At 63.8% G+C, this 17,032-nt stretch carries 13 protein-coding genes and 1 tRNA gene; 6 read left to right on the forward strand and 8 right to left on the reverse strand.

All coding sequences use genetic code 11. The annotated features are described in order from the left end of the window. Window positions 1-325: 325 nt before the first annotated feature. The 4 genes from ABMA59_RS11835 to ABMA59_RS11850 all read right to left on the reverse strand — a co-directional run bounded on the left by ABMA59_RS11835 (window position 326) and on the right by ABMA59_RS11850 (window position 3,552). The gene (locus ABMA59_RS11835) at window positions 326-1,366 is read right to left on the reverse strand and encodes a sugar ABC transporter substrate-binding protein (protein WP_349005567.1); all 1,041 of its coding nucleotides are present in this window, start codon (window positions 1,364-1,366) and stop codon (window positions 326-328) included. Window positions 1,367-1,407: 41 nt separating this feature from the next. Next, window positions 1,408-2,172, reverse strand: a complete 765-nt coding sequence (locus tag ABMA59_RS11840) for an ATP-binding cassette domain-containing protein (RefSeq protein WP_349005568.1) — start codon at window positions 2,170-2,172, stop codon at window positions 1,408-1,410. Then, on the reverse strand, window positions 2,169-3,326 hold the full coding sequence (locus tag ABMA59_RS11845) for an ROK family transcriptional regulator (protein WP_349005569.1): 1,158 nt from the start codon (window positions 3,324-3,326) through the stop codon (window positions 2,169-2,171). The genes ABMA59_RS11840 and ABMA59_RS11845 overlap by 4 nt, the downstream gene beginning before the upstream one ends. A gap of 139 nt (window positions 3,327-3,465) precedes the next feature. Next, window positions 3,466-3,552, reverse strand: a tRNA-Leu gene (locus ABMA59_RS11850). A 341-nt stretch (window positions 3,553-3,893) separates the two neighbouring features. Here ABMA59_RS11850 and ABMA59_RS11855 point away from each other — a divergent pair. Then, window positions 3,894-4,481 (forward strand): YqaA family protein, encoded by a 588-nt coding sequence (locus ABMA59_RS11855; RefSeq protein ID WP_349005570.1) that lies wholly within the window; start codon window positions 3,894-3,896, stop codon window positions 4,479-4,481. A gap of 23 nt (window positions 4,482-4,504) precedes the next feature. Beyond that, entirely contained in the window at window positions 4,505-5,023 is a 519-nt protein-coding gene (locus ABMA59_RS11860) for a disulfide bond formation protein B (RefSeq protein WP_349005571.1), read from the forward strand. 19 nt (window positions 5,024-5,042) lie between these two features. Here the strand turns inward: ABMA59_RS11860 and ABMA59_RS11865 are convergent, their stop codons facing one another. Beyond that, window positions 5,043-6,047, reverse strand: a complete 1,005-nt coding sequence (locus ABMA59_RS11865; RefSeq protein WP_349005572.1) for a calcium-binding protein — start codon at window positions 6,045-6,047, stop codon at window positions 5,043-5,045. A 475-nt stretch (window positions 6,048-6,522) separates the two neighbouring features. On the opposite strand from ABMA59_RS11865, the gene ABMA59_RS11870 reads away from it, so the two are divergent. The 3 genes from ABMA59_RS11870 to ABMA59_RS11880 all read left to right on the forward strand — a co-directional run bounded on the left by ABMA59_RS11870 (window position 6,523) and on the right by ABMA59_RS11880 (window position 11,845). Then, window positions 6,523-7,269, forward strand: coding sequence for an acetoacetate decarboxylase (locus ABMA59_RS11870; RefSeq protein ID WP_349005573.1), 747 nt, complete (start codon window positions 6,523-6,525; stop codon window positions 7,267-7,269). Window positions 7,270-7,430: 161 nt separating this feature from the next. Beyond that, window positions 7,431-9,065 (forward strand): AMP-binding protein, encoded by a 1,635-nt coding sequence (locus tag ABMA59_RS11875; protein ID WP_349005574.1) that lies wholly within the window; start codon window positions 7,431-7,433, stop codon window positions 9,063-9,065. Window positions 9,066-9,349: 284 nt separating this feature from the next. Further along, window positions 9,350-11,845 (forward strand): calcium-binding protein, encoded by a 2,496-nt coding sequence (locus tag ABMA59_RS11880; protein ID WP_349005575.1) that lies wholly within the window; start codon window positions 9,350-9,352, stop codon window positions 11,843-11,845. A 67-nt stretch (window positions 11,846-11,912) separates the two neighbouring features. On the opposite strand, the gene ABMA59_RS11885 is transcribed toward ABMA59_RS11880, so the two are convergent. From ABMA59_RS11885 to ABMA59_RS11895, 3 genes are read right to left on the reverse strand one after another with little or no spacing between them, the layout of a single operon-like run. Then, window positions 11,913-12,557, reverse strand: a complete 645-nt coding sequence (locus ABMA59_RS11885) for an Isoquinoline 1-oxidoreductase subunit (protein ID WP_349005576.1) — start codon at window positions 12,555-12,557, stop codon at window positions 11,913-11,915. Window positions 12,558-12,562: 5 nt separating this feature from the next. Continuing rightward, entirely contained in the window at window positions 12,563-14,725 is a 2,163-nt protein-coding gene (locus ABMA59_RS11890; protein ID WP_349005577.1) for a xanthine dehydrogenase family protein molybdopterin-binding subunit, read from the reverse strand. A gap of 3 nt (window positions 14,726-14,728) precedes the next feature. Further along, entirely contained in the window at window positions 14,729-15,187 is a 459-nt protein-coding gene (locus ABMA59_RS11895; RefSeq protein ID WP_349005578.1) for a (2Fe-2S)-binding protein, read from the reverse strand. A 274-nt stretch (window positions 15,188-15,461) separates the two neighbouring features. Between ABMA59_RS11895 and ABMA59_RS11900 the strand changes: the two genes are divergently transcribed. Next, window positions 15,462-16,967: an alkaline phosphatase family protein gene (locus ABMA59_RS11900; protein WP_349005579.1), complete on the forward strand. Its 1,506-nt coding sequence runs from the start codon at window positions 15,462-15,464 to the stop codon at window positions 16,965-16,967. Window positions 16,968-17,032: the final 65 nt, after the last annotated feature.

Raw genomic sequence — 17,032 nt, forward strand, 5'->3', positions numbered from 1 at the left:
CCTGCCTTGTGCGTGCGATTGGAGCCAAGCGACTATTCGGTCGTGCGTGACAAAGGCGAAGATCCCAGGCTCACCGACGGTTGTGGCCGAAGGGGGTACGGGCGACTTCGCCAAACCTCGAACCGGATGGCCATCCGGTTCGAGGTTCAGTCGCTGCAATCGCACAAAATCACTCTCGTGCAGATACAAGGGGGTGGTGTCGATACGAGCCGGCGAAGCCGGACCGTATCGGATAGGTCCATAGGCATTTGCCCAGCCGTTTGCGGGACAAGGTTCCCCGCAGACACGACAGGCAAGAGACTTATGGAAACTTAGTCCCCGCCGATTACTCCACCGATTTCACCGTATCCGTCGGCGGCTTCATGTTGCCCCAGAAGGCGGGGTTGTCGACATTCGACTTGTCGATCGCCGCACCCGGGATCTTGATGTTCGGGCCCCAGGCTTCGTTGGTCACCGTCGACTTCAGGTGCAGCACGTCATACTCGCCGGGCTTGATCTCCTGCTTGTTGACGACCTTGTCCATGAACATCGCCACCGCCGCCGCCTGCGCGTAGAGCGGCTGCTCGACCTCGACGTTCAGCCAGCCCTTTCGGATCAGGTCGAGGCCGACCGGTGCGCCGTTCGAACTCATCATCATGATGTCGCCCGGTTTCTTGCCAGCGGCTTCCAGCGAGGCGACGGCGGCGACGGATAGATGCGCCGCGTGGCTGAAGATCAGGTCGATATCGGGATTGGCAAGCAACTGGTCGTTGACGATCGTCCCGGCTGCATCAGCCGCCCACTGCATGGCGGGCAGCGAGACGATGGTGACGTCCGGAAACGCCTTCATCTTCTCCTCAAAACCCTTCTGGATGTCGAGCGTGTAGGGGTCGCCGGGGTCGCCCAGCACCTGCAGGATCTTGCCCTTCACCGAGCCGTTCTTGGCCTTGAGCAGCTTTTCCGCCTGCTCGGCAGCGACGTAGCCAATCTCGACCGTACCGGCCACCGAGGTGAAGGCCGACGGCGTCGAGGTGATCTGGCGGTCGAACTCGACCACCGGAATGCCTGCCGCCATCGCCGCCTCGATCGACGGTTTCAGGGCGTTGAAGTCGACGGCGGCAAGGATGATCGCAGCCGGCTTCAGCGCGATCACGTCGTTCATCTGGCTCTGCTGCGCGTCGGTCTTGTTGTCGGCGTTGAGCGTCTTCATCTCGTAGCCGGTCTGCTTCAGGAACATTTCGAGCGCGCTGACCGAGCCGGTCTGGAACTCGTCGAGCAGCGTCGGCACGAGATAATAGACCGTGCCTTTCGACTGCGCGAAGGCCGGCGTCAGCATGGCGATCGCCAATGCCACGACGCCGAATGCGGCTAACACTATTCGTTTCATATCGTTCGCTCCTTTTGAGCCGGACCCCTCTTTGTTCCCCGTCAGCCAGCCGGTCCGGCACCGGCAAGCGTTTCGCCGGTGATCATGTTGATCACCGCGTCGGGGCTGGTTTTGCTACGTGCGACATCGCCAGCCACGACGCCCTGGCGGATCACGACGATCCGGTCGGCGACCTGGAAGGCCTGCTGCATGATGTGGGTGATGATGACGACGCCGATGCCCTGCCGGGCCACCTGTCGGATCATGTCGAGGCCGCGCCGCGTCTGCTCGACGCCGAGCGCGGCGAAAGGCTCGTCGAGCAGCACCAGTTTGCCCCCCCAATGGACGAAACGGTTGAGCTCGATCGCCTGGCGCTGGCCGCCCGACAGATGCTCGACCTTGGTCCGGAGCGACGGGATGCGGGTGCCGGCATTGGCCAGCGCCTTGGCCACCTCGTGCTCCATCGCCCGCTCGTCCAGCACCGGCACGCCGAGCACCTTTCTCGTTATCTCGCGGCCCATGAAAAAATTGGCGACGACGTCGACATTGGTGCAGAGCGACAGGTCCTGGTAGACGGTCTCGATCCCGGCGTCCTTGGCCTCGGCCGGCGACTTCGCCAGAAACTCCTTGCCTTCGAACAGCATGCGGCCGGAGGTCGGCTCCAGTCCGCCGGCAATGATCTTCACCAGCGTCGATTTTCCCGCGCCGTTGTCGCCGAGCAGCGCGACAACCTCGCCCTTGCCGATCGAAAACGAGATGCCCTTCAGCGCTTCGATCGCGCCGTAATTCTTGCGGATGTCCTCAAGCACCAGCAAAGGCTCGGTCATGCCGCCATCTCCCTGCCGTTCGGCGCGTCCTCGCGGCCCTCGGCGAACATTTTTCCGAAGCGCGGCGACAGCACGCCGGACACGACGAGCGCCGCCGCGCCGCGCAGTACCGAATGCCCGCCGCCCCGTGCGACCATGACGCGCGGCGCGGCGCGCTCCCGGCGCGCGGAGACCGAATTGGGCAGCGTCGATGCTATCGTCGCAAGCCGTTCGAGCAGGCTGGCCGGCGCCAGCCCTCCGAGTACGATCGTCTGCGGATCGAACAGGTTCTCGATGATGGTCACGGCGCCTCGGAAGATCGGCGCGGTCTCGGCCACCCATGCCGCTTCACCCAGCTTGCGGCGGCCGAGCGCCTCCAGGGACAGATAGCGCTCAAGGCAGCCGCGATTGCCGCATGGGCAGGGCTCGCCATCGGGAACCACCGGAATGTGGCCGATCTCCCCGGCATTGCCCCAGGCGCCACGCAACACCGCGCCGTCGTGGACCATGACGCCTCCGAGCCCGACGCCGAAATAGAGGTAATAATATTCCGAGAATTCGGTGCCCAGACCGTAGAGCTGTTCGCCAAGAGCGGCGGCGGCCATGTCGGTTTCCAGAAAGGCGGGCAGGCCGGTCGCGTCGGCCAGGCGTTGCCTCAGTGCCACATCCTTCCAGCCGGCCATGGTGGTCGGACCGACAAAACTCATGGATTCCACGCCGAACGGGCCGGGCAGTGCCATGCCGACGCCGAGCATGCGGCCGCCCGGCCGCAGCCGCGTCAGATCGGCCACCAAATCACCAATCAATCCAAAGGCCTGATCCGGCGTGGCGCCGGGCGCTGCGCGATGCAGGCTTTCGACGACATTGCCGCTGAGATCGATCAGCGCTGCGTCGACCCCCAGCGGCGTCAGATGGATGCCGACCGCGTAGCCGCCATTCGGGTTGATGCGCAGCGTCGTCGGCGGCACGCCGCGCCCCTTCGGCTCCTCGCGCATCGACAGCACGTAGCCTTGGTCTTCCAGTTCCCGGACGATGGTGGAGACGGTCTGGACGGTAAGCCCGACACGATTTGCTATATCGCTGCGTGTGGTGGGCGCGTGAAGTCGAATCGATTCCAAGACAATGCGCCGGTTGTACGGCCGCCCGGATTCCTGATTGGTCCCCTTGAGTGCCACGTCGCCGCGCCTCCCCGATGGAGAGCTTCGCACCGGGACATTATTTAGTCAAATGGTTTTCAGAAAGAAATCTGATGGGGATTTTCCCTGCTCGAGTAACGAAACCCGCGCGTTGCGCCATTGTCGATAGGTTAAGATTTGGTGCCCCTGGCCGGGATCGAACCAGCACGCCCGTGAAGGCAACAGATTTTGAGTCTGCCGCGTCTACCAATTCCGCCACAGGGGCCCAGCCCGCATGTGGGCGTGAACGGCAGCGGACTATACGGAGAGGCATGGTCTCGTCAACAGTTTGACGCGGCGAACAGCCGGCAATCGACTTTCCTTCGCCCGAGGCGTGGATTGAACCAAACGGGCGGGTATCCGTCCGGGTGACGATTGCGGGCGGCTCCGATGGTGCTCGCGCTCGCGGCAGATTCCGTCTGTCGCGATGTGCCAGTGGCTTTCGGGCGCAGCCGCCGCCGGGCAATTCTTTTTACAGGAATTGCATTGTATGGGTGTCGCCAACTTCGGGCGGTGCCCCGCACATGAGCGGATATCGGCCGGGCCGGAACAACGACGGAACCACCGATGCTCCGAAAGCTTTACGACTGGACCATGTCGCTTGCCGCCCGCAAGTCGGCGGAAGCGTGGCTGGCGGTCATCGCCTTCGTCGAGAGCTCGGTCTTCCTCGTGCCGGCCGACGTGCTCTATTTGCCGATGGCTTTGTCGCGGCCCGACCGCGCCTACCGTTACGCGCTGGTGGCCACCGCCGCCTCGGTGCTGGGCGGCATAGCCGGCTGGTTCCTCGGCCACTATGCTTTCGAAACCGTTGCCCGACCGGTGCTGGAGTTCTACGGCAAATACGACGAGTTCGAGGCGTTGCGCCTATCAACGGGCGGCGGATTTATCCTGCTGATGCTGGTCACGTCCGGCTTGGCACATTTGCCTCCCATCAAGGTGGTTACCATCCTCGCCGGCGTCATTAGCTTCCCGCTCGGCTGGTTCATCGTGTCGGCGATCGTGGCGCGCGGCGCGCGGTTCCTGATCCTGGCTTGGCTGCTCCGACGCTACGGCGAATCGATCCGGCATTTCATTGAGAAACGCCTGGGTCTGCTGGCCGGAGCGGCGGCCGCCGTCCTAATTCTGCTCTATATTTTGGTCAGGTACGTGTTCTAAAGTCTCGCCGAACGGACCTTCCAATGACCAGCATACCCGCTCCGACCACGCGCCCGCAGGCGCTGACAGCACTGTTTCTCGCCGCCGCAATGGCTGCGACGGTGGGCGGGGCGCTCGGTTTCCAGCACCTGGGCGGCTACATTCCCTGCAAGCTCTGCTACGAACAGCGCATCCCCTATTACGTCGGGGCGCCGCTGATGCTGCTCGCTTTCCTCGCGGCGCTTGTGCGGGTGCCGCCCGTCGTGACGCGTGGCCTTCTGCTCGCCGGCGGCTTGCTGATGGCTTACGGGGTATACCTCGGCGTCTACCATTCCGGCGTCGAATGGGGTTTCTGGCCCGGCCCGACCGATTGCGGCATGGTGGTTGCGCCATCCGACACCGGTGGCAACGGCGTGCTGGATTCGCTCAACAGCGTCATGCCGCCGTCCTGCGACAAGGCGGCGCTGCGCATCCTCGGCCTGTCGCTTGCCGGCTGGAATGCGATCGCCAGCCTGGTGCTGGCGATCGTGGCGTTCCGCGGCGCGTTCGCTAAGGCGCGCTGAACTGCCCCGTTTTTGACGGTCAGATGACGACGAAATCCGCCGCCGTCAGGTCCGCGAGATTGGCGATGTTGGCGAATTTCACATTGCCGAAGGTGCTGCCCGAACCATCGGCGTCGTAATAGAGATTGGCGGTCGTCGAGTTGTAGACGATACGGTCGTCGGCGTCCTTCGGCCCGTCGGCGAGATCCTTGAACGCTGCCGCCGCCAGTGTGCCGAGGGTGGTCAGCGCGGTGAAGATCGCGTTCTCCAGCCGGATCGTGTCGGCAGCGACGCTGTAGTTGATGATCGTGTCGACATTGTTGGTGCCCAAGGCCGTCGAAAAGACGAAATAATCCATCCCGCTGCCGCCGTTCAGCGTGTCGTTGCCGCCCTGGCCGTCGATGATGTTCTTGCCGGCGTTGCCTCTGATCTCCTGGGCGAGTTCGTTGCCGGTCAGGTTGATCGCCGTGGTGCCCATCGAGCCGTTGGTAGCGAGGTGCTCGACCGAAACACCGGAGCCGAGCACGTAGGAGACCGCGCTGGCGACGCTGTCGTCGCCTTCGCCCACAATCTCGACGATTTTCACGTCGGCGCTGTAGATACGATAGAGATCGTTGCCGGCGCCGCCCTCGAAGATATCGCCGCTGCCATTCGAGCGGAACGTATCCCCCGCGGCGGAGCCGAAGACGTAGTCCGCCTTCTCGGTGCCGGCGAAATTACCGGCTGACGAAAACAGCGTCACGGTGAATTCGTGATTGAGTATTGCGCCGCCGATATAGTCGTTTATCGCATAGGTTCCGGTCGTTGGCGTCGCGTCGGCAATCGTCGCGACGAAACTCAAGTCCATCGGGCGGTCGGCGTTCTGATAAAAGTAATCTTCATAGACGCCGATGTTGCCGTAGATGTCGCCGTCCCAGAGGTAATAGCCGAGTTCCTCGTCATAATAGCCGGTGAGCCCATAGTAGAGCGTGGCGGTCACCTGATCGCCGCTGCGGGTCAAGGTAAATTCCGGCGAAACGCCGGAGACGAAATCGCTGACAAGCATGAAGCCCTCCCAAGATGCTTGCGGGATTTATCACTTGGCGCTGCTACCTGCAATTGTTGGAATTCGAAATACAATCGATATGGCCAGGCGTGCCCGTCGTCCAGGCAGTATTTCCGGCAGGCGGAATGATACCGGTAGAGCATTTAGCTTCGACTCTACGCCCGCTATTGCGCCGTCCAGCCACCGTCGACCGGCAGCATTGTCCCCGCGTCCAGCTGGCTGCGTCCGACCATGGGAACACTTCGAGAGCAGAGATTACGTCGACCGCCACGAACTCCTCAATCGACGGGATGGATAGGAAAAGAGCGAAGCGCTTGTGCGGCGCAGCAGATATCGTGCGGCGGCGAGGCGTGCATTAGGTGACAAGCCTTGGAAATGCAGGCGCCGCCGGCTTAGAGTGACGCGTCATTGTCATGGTGCCGTGCAACATCTTTATGGATGCGGTGCGGCTTCCGCAACCAATCGAGGTAACAGCGTGGATATCGCCGAAGTCCTGAAGCGCGCCTATGCGATGCCGCTCACCAACCCTTCCTACCCGCCCGGGCCATACCGTTTCTTCAACCGGGAATACATTGTCATAACCTACCGGACGACCCGCGAGGCGCTGGAGGCCGTGGTGCCGGCGCCGCTCGAATTCGACGAACCCCTGGTGAAGTATGAGTTCATCCGTATGCCGGATTCCACCGGTTTCGGCGATTACACCGAGACCGGTCAGGTCATTCCCGTGCGTTTCAACGGCCAGCGTGGCGGCTATGTGCATTCAATGTATCTCGACGACGACGCGCCGATCGCCGGCGGCCGCGAACTCTGGGGTTTTCCGAAGAAGCTGGCGAAACCGAAGATCGTGCATGAAGGCGAGGTGGTCGTCGGAACGCTGCATTTCGGCAGCGTGCTCTGTGCCACTGCCACGATGGGCTACAAGCACAAGGCGATCGAGCACGCGCCGCTGCTTAAGTCGCTCGCCGAGCCGAATTTCATGATCAAGATCATCCCGCATGTCGACGCCACGCCGCGCATCTGCGAACTGGTGCGCTATTACCTGACCGATGTGACGCTGAAGGAAGCGTGGACCGCGCCGTCCGCACTGGATCTGCGCTGGCATGTCGCGGCGGACGTCGCGCGGCTGCCGGTATCGGAAGTGGTCTCCGCCGTTCACTTCACCGGCGACCTGACCCTCGGGCTCGGCGAGGTGGTCTACGACTATCTCGCTGAAAGGGCCTGATCATTCGGATTCCCATCGGGGCTTCTCGCCAGCGGGGGCTTGGCATGGGCCCACCGTGCAGCGGACCTCCGAAGCAGCGCTGAGTTGACCGTCGCACCCTAGGTCTTGTATCTGCCCGCAGCCGCCTTTGCGGCGCAAAAGGAAGGTCGCAGCCAGTCGACATGCTGGAACGGGCAGACAGCTACGAGGCGCTTTACCGGAATTTCCGATGGGCGCTCCCGGATCGGTTCAACATCGGCGTCGCGGTCTCCGACCGCTGGGCGGCGGGCGAGCCAGACCGGACGGCGCTGCTGGAATACGGGGCGGAGGGCGAGCCGGTCCGCATGAGTTTCGGCGAACTGTCGCGCCAATCGAACGCGCTGGCGAATGCGCTCGGGCGACAAGGCGTCGGCCGGGGCGACCGGGTGGCGCTCTTGCTGCCGCAGAGTTTCGAGACGGCGATCGCCCATGTCGCGATCTACAAGCTCGGTGCCATCGCCGTGCCGCTGGCGCTGCTGTTCGGCGTCGAGGCGCTGGAGTATCGGCTGCAGACGGCGGGCGTGAAAGCGGTGGTGACCAACGCCAAAGGCGTCGCCAAACTGAAGGGCATTCGCGGGCGGCTGCCGGGCCTGGAGCTGGTGGTTTCCGCCGATGGGGCGGATACGGACACGCTCGACTTTCATCGGATGGTGGTCGACCATGAGCCGGTCTTCGAGGCCGTGGACACCACGCCCGATCACCCGTCGATGATGATTTTTACCTCCGGCACGACCGGGCCGCCGAAAGGCGCGTTGCACGGGCATCGGGTGCTGATCGGGCACCTGCCGGGCGTTCAATTCCATCACGAGTTCTTTCCTCAGCCGGGCGATCTTGCCTGGACACCGGCCGACTGGGCCTGGGCCGGCGGGCTGCTCAATTTGTTGCTGCCGTCGCTTTATTTCGGCGTCCCGGTGGCGTTCGGGAAATTCGAAAAATTCGATCCGGAGGCCGCACTCGGGCTGGTGGAAAAGATGGGCGTGCGCAACGCCTTTATCCCGCCGACGGCGCTGAGGATGCTGAAATCGGTGAGCGGCATCCGCCGGCGTTTCGACCTGAAGCTGCGCACGGTAGGCTCGGCCGGCGAGGCGCTGGGGCGCGAGACCTACGAATGGGCGAAGGACGAACTCGGCCTGACCGTCAACGAGTTTTATGGCCAGACCGAATGCAACATCGTGCTGTCCTCCTGCGCGGCGCTGGGCGTCAGCCGGGGCGGGGCGATCGGCAAACCGTCGCCCGGACACGAAGTGGCGATCATCGACGCGGAGGGCCAAAAGATGCCGGCGGGCGAGATCGGCCAGATCGCGGTGCGCCGGCCCGACCCGGTGATGTTTTTGGGCTACTGGCAGAACGAGGTGGCGACGCGCCAGAAATTCATCGGCGACTGGATGACCACCGGCGACCAGGGGATAACCGACCAGGACGGCTACGTCTCCTTCTTCGGGCGCGACGACGACGTCATCACCTCGGCGGGGTTCCGGATCGGCCCCGGCGAGATCGAGGACTGTTTGACCGGCCACCCGGCGATTGCGCTGGCAGCGGCGGTCGGCAAACCCGATGCGCTGCGCACCGAGATCGTCAAAGCCTATGTGGTGCTGCGCGACGGGTTTTCGCCGAGCGACGAGCTTGCCGCCGAGATCAAGAATTTCGTGCGCGAACGGCTGTCGGCGCATGAATATCCGCGCGAGGTGGCGTTCGTGGATTCGATGCCGCTGACGACGACCGGAAAGGTGATACGACGGATATTTCGCGACCGGGCGCGGCACGAGATCGAGGATTGAACGGCCCGGCGTAGCCTCCCCGGCTGGTGCCCTCTCAAAGGGCAGGGCTTTTCACTCCGCAAATCGGCTCCTGGGGTCGATCTGGGGGTGGAGCGTAGTCCTCCATCCGGCTTGGAGAAAAATTCCAAGAAGAACTGAAGCAGGACCAACAAAACAGACGGGCTTGCTTCGCCGGTGACTTTGCATCTACATCTCTGAATTGAGGGATTGGGATGGTAGATGCCGCGGTTCCGCCGACGCCCTCGCGTTCTCGGCGACTGCGGCATTCGGAGATTACACAGCAAATGGTTGGCGTTTCCTACGAAATCCGAAATGTCGTCTCGGAATTCGATGCGACCTATTCGGCGGTCATGTCGCGTTTTTCCCACGAGTATCAGCCGAAGGTCGTGGCGCTCGCCGATGGCGGCTTCGCCGTTTCCTATTTGTGGTCAGCCCTCGACGAGCCGGACGGCCTGAACTCGGTTCTAGTCGATTTCTACGGCGCTGACGGCAGCCGCCGTTTCGGCGAGGACTGGACCAGTGCCGACACCTCGGTGGAGGGCGCAGCACTCTACGATCTCGCCGCGACGCAGCTGACGACCGGCGCACTGCTCGTGACCTGGTACGACAACAATGATCCGGGCATCCATTATGCGAAGGTGGATCCGAACAGCGGACGCCTGCTGGACGAAGACACGAAGCTGCCGAGCACCGTTTCCCAGGATTATTACGGGGATGTGGCCGCGCTGCCCGGAGGCGGGTTCGCACTGGTAAGGCAGAACACGTCAAGTGCCACGGATCTGGACGCGGACCTGCTCATCTACGACGCCGCCGGGGTCTTGCAGGGCGGCGTGCATGCGCTGAACAACAACAAGTCCACCCATGAACTCGACCCGGCCGTGGCCGTGCTGACGGCTGGCGCCAACAAGGGCGCGATCGTGGCGGCCTACGCCGCCGAGACAGTGGATGGGAACGGCCAATATGGCATGTCGGTCGAGATCTGGAACACGGCAGGCCAGAGGGTGCTGTCGCCGTTCGCATTCGATACGGCAGGCACCAGGAACGACGCCCCGGACGTCGTGGCGCTGCAGGACGGAGGCTTCGCGATTGCCTATCTCGACAACGAATATGGCAGCGTCACCGACATGAGCGTCGCCTTCTTCGACCAGAACGGCAGCTTCCGAGGCAAGGTCCGGGCGGATGCGGACAACATCGAAGACCGCGACGTTGCGCTTACCGTCCTGCCAAATGGCTATCTGCTTCTCACACACACGGACACGGGCCCGAGTTCATACAATATCCGGGCCTCGCTCTTCGATCCTGCCAGCATGCAGCGGCTCAAGGAACTGATGCCCATTGAAATCCAGGCGGGACGACAGTTAAATTCATCGGTTGCAGTGTTGGAGAATGGCAATTTTGTAACCGCCTGGACGGACGAGAACAGCGCTATCGAGGACGGTAATACCGATCCCGACGACTGGCATGTCTCCATCCAGATCGACGCGATGGTGCGGGTCAGCGTCGGCGACAATACCGCCGACACGATGACCGGCGATGCGCTGATCGACGACATGCGCGGGCGCGACAGCGGCGACACGCTGAAGGGCATGGGCGGCGACGACATGCTCTATGGCGACGCGGGCGTCGACACGCTGGACGGCGGTGTCGGCATCGACCGGATGGAAGGCGGGCTAGATAACGATACTTTCATTGTCGATAACGCGCTGGACGTGGTTGTCGAGGCCGCAAACGGCGGCATCGCCGACCGGGTGATGGCGCGGGTGAGTTATGCGCTGGCAGCCGGCTGCGAGGTGGAGAGGCTGACCACGGTCTCATCCACCGCGACAACCGCCATAGACCTCACCGGCAATGCGCTTCAACAGGAGATCATCGGCAATGCCGGCCGCAACACGCTGAAGGACGGCGGCGGCGCGGGCGACACGCTGAAGGGGCTTGGCGGCAACGACACCTATCTCGTCTATTCGGCCTCGACCCTGGTGGTCGAAGGCTCGACCGGCGGTGCCGACAGGGTGCTTGCGGCAGTCGATTATTCGCTCGGCGCCGGCCAGTACATTGAGGCTTTGGCCACCACCAAGGCGTCGGGCACCTCGGCCATCGACCTGACCGGAAACGCCTTGCATCAGAACATCACTGGCAATGCCGGCGCTAACATCCTCAGCGACGGCGGCGTCGGCAAGGCCGATACGATGATCGGTCTTGGCGGCAACGACACCTACCGGGTCTACAACGCCGGCGACGTGATCCAGGAGATGGCAAGCCAGGGCACCGCCGACCGGGTGATGGCGGCTGTCGACTACAAGCTCGGGGCAGGCGTGCATGTCGAGCTTCTGACGACCAACGGCTCGTCGGGCAAATCGGGCATCGATCTCACCGGCAACGAGTTTGCGCAGGACATCACCGGCAATGCCGGCGACAACCGGCTGGAGGGGCGCGAGGGCAACGACACGCTGCGCGGGCTTGGCGGGAAGGACACGTTCGTGTTCAACACGAAACTCGGGGCGGCGAACGTCGACACGATCCTCGACTTCAATGTCGCCGACGACCGCTTTCTCCTCTCGGACGCCATCTTCACCAAGCTGAACACCGGCGTGATGCTGTCGGGTTACTTCCGCGCCAACACAACCGGGCTGGCGCAGGATTCCAATGACCACATCATCTACGAGACAGACACCGGAAAACTGTTCTACGACGCCGACGGTCTCGGCGGCTCGGCCGGCGTCCAGTTCGCCAAGCTCGCCGTTGGGCTGGCGCTGACCTATGCGGACTTCACGATAGCCTGAACGGATAGGGTCAATGACTGTCTATCCCCGGTGCCGAGCCACGCCGGGGAAAAGCCTGTCGATAATCCTACGACTTCGGGCAGGCCGCTCCGTCGGCCGCCCAGCGCCGGATCAGTTCGCCGAACACTTCCTGCGTGCCGGGCACGGGTTCGCGGCCGGCGCCGGGGTTCCAGCCCCAGCCGACAAGGTCGTCATGCGCCATGTGCTCGACGATCTCGTCCATGCTCTTGCCGCCATTGCGCTCGGGGTCCTTGATCTGCTCGCAGATCTGGCCGAGCGTCTTGCCCTGCCACGCCATCTCGATCGGCGCGACATGCCAGGCCGGGTTGCCCGGAATGCTCTTGATCGTCTCGGCCTGGGCGACGACGTCGACATTGGCCGGGCCGTGACAGGTGCCGCACATCATGCCGGGCATACCGATGTCGCTGTCGCCGCGCGACACCGGCGGCTGGTGCGGATGCATGCTCATGCCCTGCAGCGGGTGGTCGCCGGCCGGATGGCAGTTCACACAGCGCGGATGCTGGATGACCTTTCCGGCTTCCTCGAACAGCGCGACTGCGCGCGCCGACTTGTCGGTGATGGATTCGAACTCGCTCGCGGGCTTCAGCGTAGCCGCCGGCTTGTCCTCAGCCATCGATATGTCGGCCGCCAGTCCGATCGCGGCGAAACCCGCCACGATGCCGGCGATGATTGTCAGTCTTGATGCGCGCATGATGATCACGACACTCCGCCGGGGAGGATGGGCAGTCTGCGCACCGGCGCTCCGGTCAGGCGCCGCCAGGCATTGGCGACGGCCGGGCCGATCGGCGGGACGCCGGGTTCGCCGACGCCGGTCGGCTTCTCGGTCGATGCGATCACCTCCACCTCGACATGCGGCATCTCGTTGATGCGGATCGAGCGGTAGTCGTGGAAGTTGGACTGCATGATCTTGCCGCCCTTGCCCAGCGTCACCTCGTCGAACAGCACGGCGCCCAGGCCATAGCCGACGCCGCCCTCCATCTGCGCCCTGATGACGTTCGGGTTGATCGGCTGGCCGCAATCGACGGCGCACCAGACCTTGTGGACACGCGGCAGTTCGCCGTCGCCGCGCGACACCTCGACGATCTGCGAGACATAGGTGCCGAAGCTCTGGACGACGGCCACGCCGCGCTCGCGGCCTTCGGGAACCGCCGAGCCCCAGTCGGCCATCTCGGCGACTTTTCGCAGCGTGCCGGCGTGGCGCGGCTGCTCGGCCAGCATCGCCAGCCGGCCCTCGACCGGGTCCTTGCCGACCTTCTGCATCAGCTCGTCGAGGAAGGTTTCCACGGCGAAGCCGGTGTGGGTGTGGCCGACGGAGCGCCACCACAGCGGCGGAATGTTCAGCGCCACATTGTGCGAGATCACCCGCAGGTTGCCGATCGCGTAGGGTAGCGTCGAGGCGCCTTCCACGGAGGTCTCGTCAATGTCGGTCGAGGCCTTGCCCATGATCGACTGGCCGATGATGGTCTGGTCCCAGGCGACGATCTTGCCATCGGCATCGACGGCGCCCTTCATGCGGTGGAGATACATGGGGCGGTAGAAGCCGCCGCGGATGTCGTCCTCGCGTGTCCACATGTGCTTCAGCGGGCGCGTGCCGCCGCTCGCCTTGTAGACCTCGGCCGCCTCTTGCATGTAGGGCGAGCCAAACTGGGCGCGACGGCCAAAACTGCCGCCGGCAAGCTGGGTGTTCAGCCGCACCTTCGACGGATCGAGGCCGAGGATCCGCGCTGCGGTCATGTGGTCCATGCCGGGGAACTGCGCGCCGGTATAGACGTCGAGCACGCCGTCGTCGGCCATCACGAAGGCGGCGTCCAGCGGCTCCATCGGTGCATGGGCGAGGAAGGGGAAGACGATCTCGGCTTCCAGCGTCTGCACGCCCGGCTCGGAGAAGGCCTTGCCGACATCGCCCTTGTTGGCGGCATCGAGCCCTTTCTCCCCGAACTTTTTCGCAAAGTCGGCGGCGAGCTCGCTGCTGGAGCGGGTTTCCGCCTTCGACAGGTCCCATTCGATTTTCAGCGCGGCACGGCCCTTGAGCGCGGCAAACGTGTTGTCGGCATAGACGGCGACGCCCTGTGGCACCTGCTTGACGTCGACCACGCCCGGCACCGCTCGCGCCTCGGCATCGTCGAAGGATTTTACCGTCCCACCGAAATGGTCGGCATGCGCGACGACCGCGACCAGCATGTTTTCGGCGAGAACATCGAGCGTGTAGATCGCCTTGCCCGTCGACTTTTCCACCGTGTCGAGCTTCGGCAGGTCGTGGCCGATCAGCAGAAAGTCCTTGGGGTCTTTGAGCTTCGGTTCGGTGGGCGGTGTCTGCTGCGCAGCCTTGTCGGCCAGCGCGCCGAAGCCGCTCTCCTTGCCGCTGGCGGCATGCCTGATGCGCCCCTTGGAGACAGTGATCTCGGCGGCGGGCACGCCCCATTCCTCGGCGGCGGCGGCCACCAGCATGGCGCGGGCGGTGGCGCCGGCGGCCCGGTACTGCTCGTAGGAATTGGCGATGGCCGTCGAGCCGCCGGTGCCTTGCAGGCCGAACATCAGGTTGGCGTAGATTTTGTCGTCGGCGGGAGAATGCACGGCGCGCATCTGGCTCCAGTCGGCGTCGAGTTCCTCGGCGATAAGGGTGGCGAGGCCGGTGAACGGCCCTTGGCCGAATTCGATGTGCTTCGACAGGATGGTCACCGTGTCGTCGGTGCCTACCTTCACGAAGGCGTTCATCTGCGGCAGGCCGGAGCCGCCGCCGGCGGGCACGCCTTGCGAGACGCTCGCCGCGAAGGCTTTCGGCGCGACGGCGATGCCGATGACGAGGCCGGCTCCCTGCAGGAAGGCGCGGCGGTTGGTGGTGATTGACTGGAAGGTCATGGCTCAGCCCTCCATCGTGCCGGCGGCATCCTTGATCGCCTGCCGGATGCGCTGGTAGGTGGCGCAGCGGCAGATATTGCCGGCCATCGCCCCGTCAATGTCCTCGTCGGTCGGCTTCGGCGTCAGTTGCAGCAGCGCTACCGCCGACATGATCTGGCCGGACTGGCAATAGCCGCATTGCGGCACGTCGAGCGCCAGCCAGGCCTTGTGCACCGCATCGGCCTCCGTGCCGGAAATCCCCTCGATGGTGATCACCTCGGAGCCGTCGACCGTCGAGATCGGCGTGATGCAGGAGCGGCGCGTCGAGCCGTCGAGATGCACGGTGCAGGCGCCGCATTGGGCGACCCCGCAGCCATATTTGGTGCCGGTGAGTTTCTCGAAGTCGCGGATGACCCAGAGCAGCGGCGTGTCGGGGTCGCCGTCGAAGGTCTTCTTGCTGCCGTTGAGGGTGAAATTGATCATGGCTTGAGCCTCCGTAATCTGCGTACCGCTCGGTGACATATTAGATGTCCCGCTTGCCGCGAGGGTCAATGCACGATCCTCTCAATTTGTTGTCCGATCGAACGGTGGCCGCGTGTGGCCGCCTGGCTCGCGTCATATCGGGAACGGCAGCAATCTTGAGAGCGGCGATCACATTTCCGGAACGTGACACATGCCTGTTATGCAAGCGCCATAAGGACGAAGCGGAATGCAGAAAGGCCGTAGAGAACGGCTAACTTTTGGAGAGAGGCGTTTTATGAAAAAGCTCGCCCGAGCAGCTATTGCAGGCGTGTCGATGCTGGCCCTTGCCGCACCGGCCTTCGCGCAGTCCCCCGTCAAACAGGTGCAGGACAGCGATTACGTCGCCGCCCAGGCGGCACTGGACAAGATCATGGCGGTCAAGCCGAACACCGGCAAGGCCAAGAACGTGATCCTGTTCGTCGGCGACGGCATGTCGATCCCCACCATCACCGCGGCCCGCATCTTCGACGGCCAGAAGAAGGGCGTCGACGGCGAGAGCAATTCGCTGTCGTTCGAGACCCTGATGCCCTATGTGGCGCTGTCCAAGACCTATACGCATGACTCGCAGGTCGCCGACTCGGCCCCGACCGCGACCGCCATGGTCACCGGCGTCAAGTCGGTCAACGGCACGCTCGGCGTCACCCAGGCGGTCAAATACAAGGATTGCGCCAGCGTGAAGGGCGCCGAAGCCACCACCATCTTCGAGCAGGCGGAAGCAGCGGGGATGTCGACCGGGGTCGTCTCGACCGCCCGCATCACCCATGCGACGCCTGCGTCGACCTATGCCAAATCAGCCAATCGCGATATCGAGAACGACTCGCAACTCAGCGACGCCGACAAGGCCGGCGGCTGCAAGGACATCGCCGCGCAGTTGATCGACTGGCCGGCCGGCAACGGTTTTGAGGTCATCCTCGGCGGCGGCCGCTCCAACTTCATGCTGAAGGATCAGGCCGATCCGGAAGCCGCCGACAAGACCGGCGCCCGCACCGATGGCCGCGACCTCGTCAAGGAGTGGCAGGCCAAATACAATGACGGCGCCTATGTCTGGAACAAGGCCGAGTTCGACGCCGTCGACCCGGCCAAGACCGGCCATCTCTTCGGCCTGTTCGAGCGCAGCCACATGCAGTACGAGACCGACCGCGAGAAGGACAAGGGCGGCGAGCCGTCGCTGGCCGAGATGACCTCCAAGGCGATCGACGTGCTGTCCACCAACGGCGAAGGCTACGTGCTGATGGTCGAGGCTGGCCGCATCGATCACGCCCACCACGCCGGCAACGCTTATCGCGCGCTGCAGGACACCGTCGCCCTGTCGGACGCGGTCAAGGCCGCCTATGACAAAGTCAACCCGGAGGAGACGCTGATCATCGTCACCGCCGACCACAGCCACGTCTTCTCGATCGCCGGCTATCCCAAGCGCAACAACCCGATCCTCGGCATCGCCGGCACCGGAGATGACAAGAAGCCCTACACCACGCTCGGTTACATGAACGGCCCCGGTGCCAAGCTTGACCAAGCGCGCCCGGATCTCACCAATGTCGACACCCAGGACCCGGACTTCCTGCAGCAGGCGCTAGTGCCGCTCGGCGAGAGCGAAACTCATGCCGGCGACGACGTCGCCATTCTGGCGCAGGGCCCGTGGGCTCACCTGTTCCAGGGCATCGTCGAGCAGAATCTTATCTACCACGTCATGGCTAAGGCGACCGACATGGCCGCCAAGCCGCAGAAGCAGGCTTCCAACTGATTGGCTTCGCTCGCCTTTGAACACTGATATCGGCGCTGGTCCAAGCCGGCGCCGACTGCTTTTTT

It is taken from the genome of Mesorhizobium yinganensis, assembly GCF_040081985.1.
Lineage (GTDB): Bacteria > Pseudomonadota > Alphaproteobacteria > Rhizobiales > Rhizobiaceae > Kumtagia > Kumtagia yinganensis.

What these genes read in the sequence shown, in the direction of transcription:
- ABMA59_RS11875 (WP_349005574.1), top strand. Translation starts at nt 7,431, where the DNA reads ATGCTGGAACGGGCAGACAGCTACGAGGCGCTTTACCGGAATTTCCGA.
- ABMA59_RS11880 (WP_349005575.1), top strand. Translation starts at nt 9,350, where the DNA reads ATGGTTGGCGTTTCCTACGAAATCCGAAATGTCGTCTCGGAATTCGAT.
- ABMA59_RS11885 (WP_349005576.1), bottom strand. Translation starts at nt 12,557, where the DNA reads ATGCGCGCATCAAGACTGACAATCATCGCCGGCATCGTGGCGGGTTTC.
- ABMA59_RS11890 (WP_349005577.1), bottom strand. Translation starts at nt 14,725, where the DNA reads ATGACCTTCCAGTCAATCACCACCAACCGCCGCGCCTTCCTGCAGGGA.
- ABMA59_RS11835 (WP_349005567.1), bottom strand. Translation starts at nt 1,366, where the DNA reads ATGAAACGAATAGTGTTAGCCGCATTCGGCGTCGTGGCATTGGCGATC.
- ABMA59_RS11860 (WP_349005571.1), top strand. Translation starts at nt 4,505, where the DNA reads ATGACCAGCATACCCGCTCCGACCACGCGCCCGCAGGCGCTGACAGCA.
- ABMA59_RS11865 (WP_349005572.1), bottom strand. Translation starts at nt 6,047, where the DNA reads ATGCTTGTCAGCGATTTCGTCTCCGGCGTTTCGCCGGAATTTACCTTG.
- ABMA59_RS11900 (WP_349005579.1), top strand. Translation starts at nt 15,462, where the DNA reads ATGAAAAAGCTCGCCCGAGCAGCTATTGCAGGCGTGTCGATGCTGGCC.
- ABMA59_RS11855 (WP_349005570.1), top strand. Translation starts at nt 3,894, where the DNA reads ATGCTCCGAAAGCTTTACGACTGGACCATGTCGCTTGCCGCCCGCAAG.
- ABMA59_RS11840 (WP_349005568.1), bottom strand. Translation starts at nt 2,172, where the DNA reads ATGACCGAGCCTTTGCTGGTGCTTGAGGACATCCGCAAGAATTACGGC.
- ABMA59_RS11895 (WP_349005578.1), bottom strand. Translation starts at nt 15,187, where the DNA reads ATGATCAATTTCACCCTCAACGGCAGCAAGAAGACCTTCGACGGCGAC.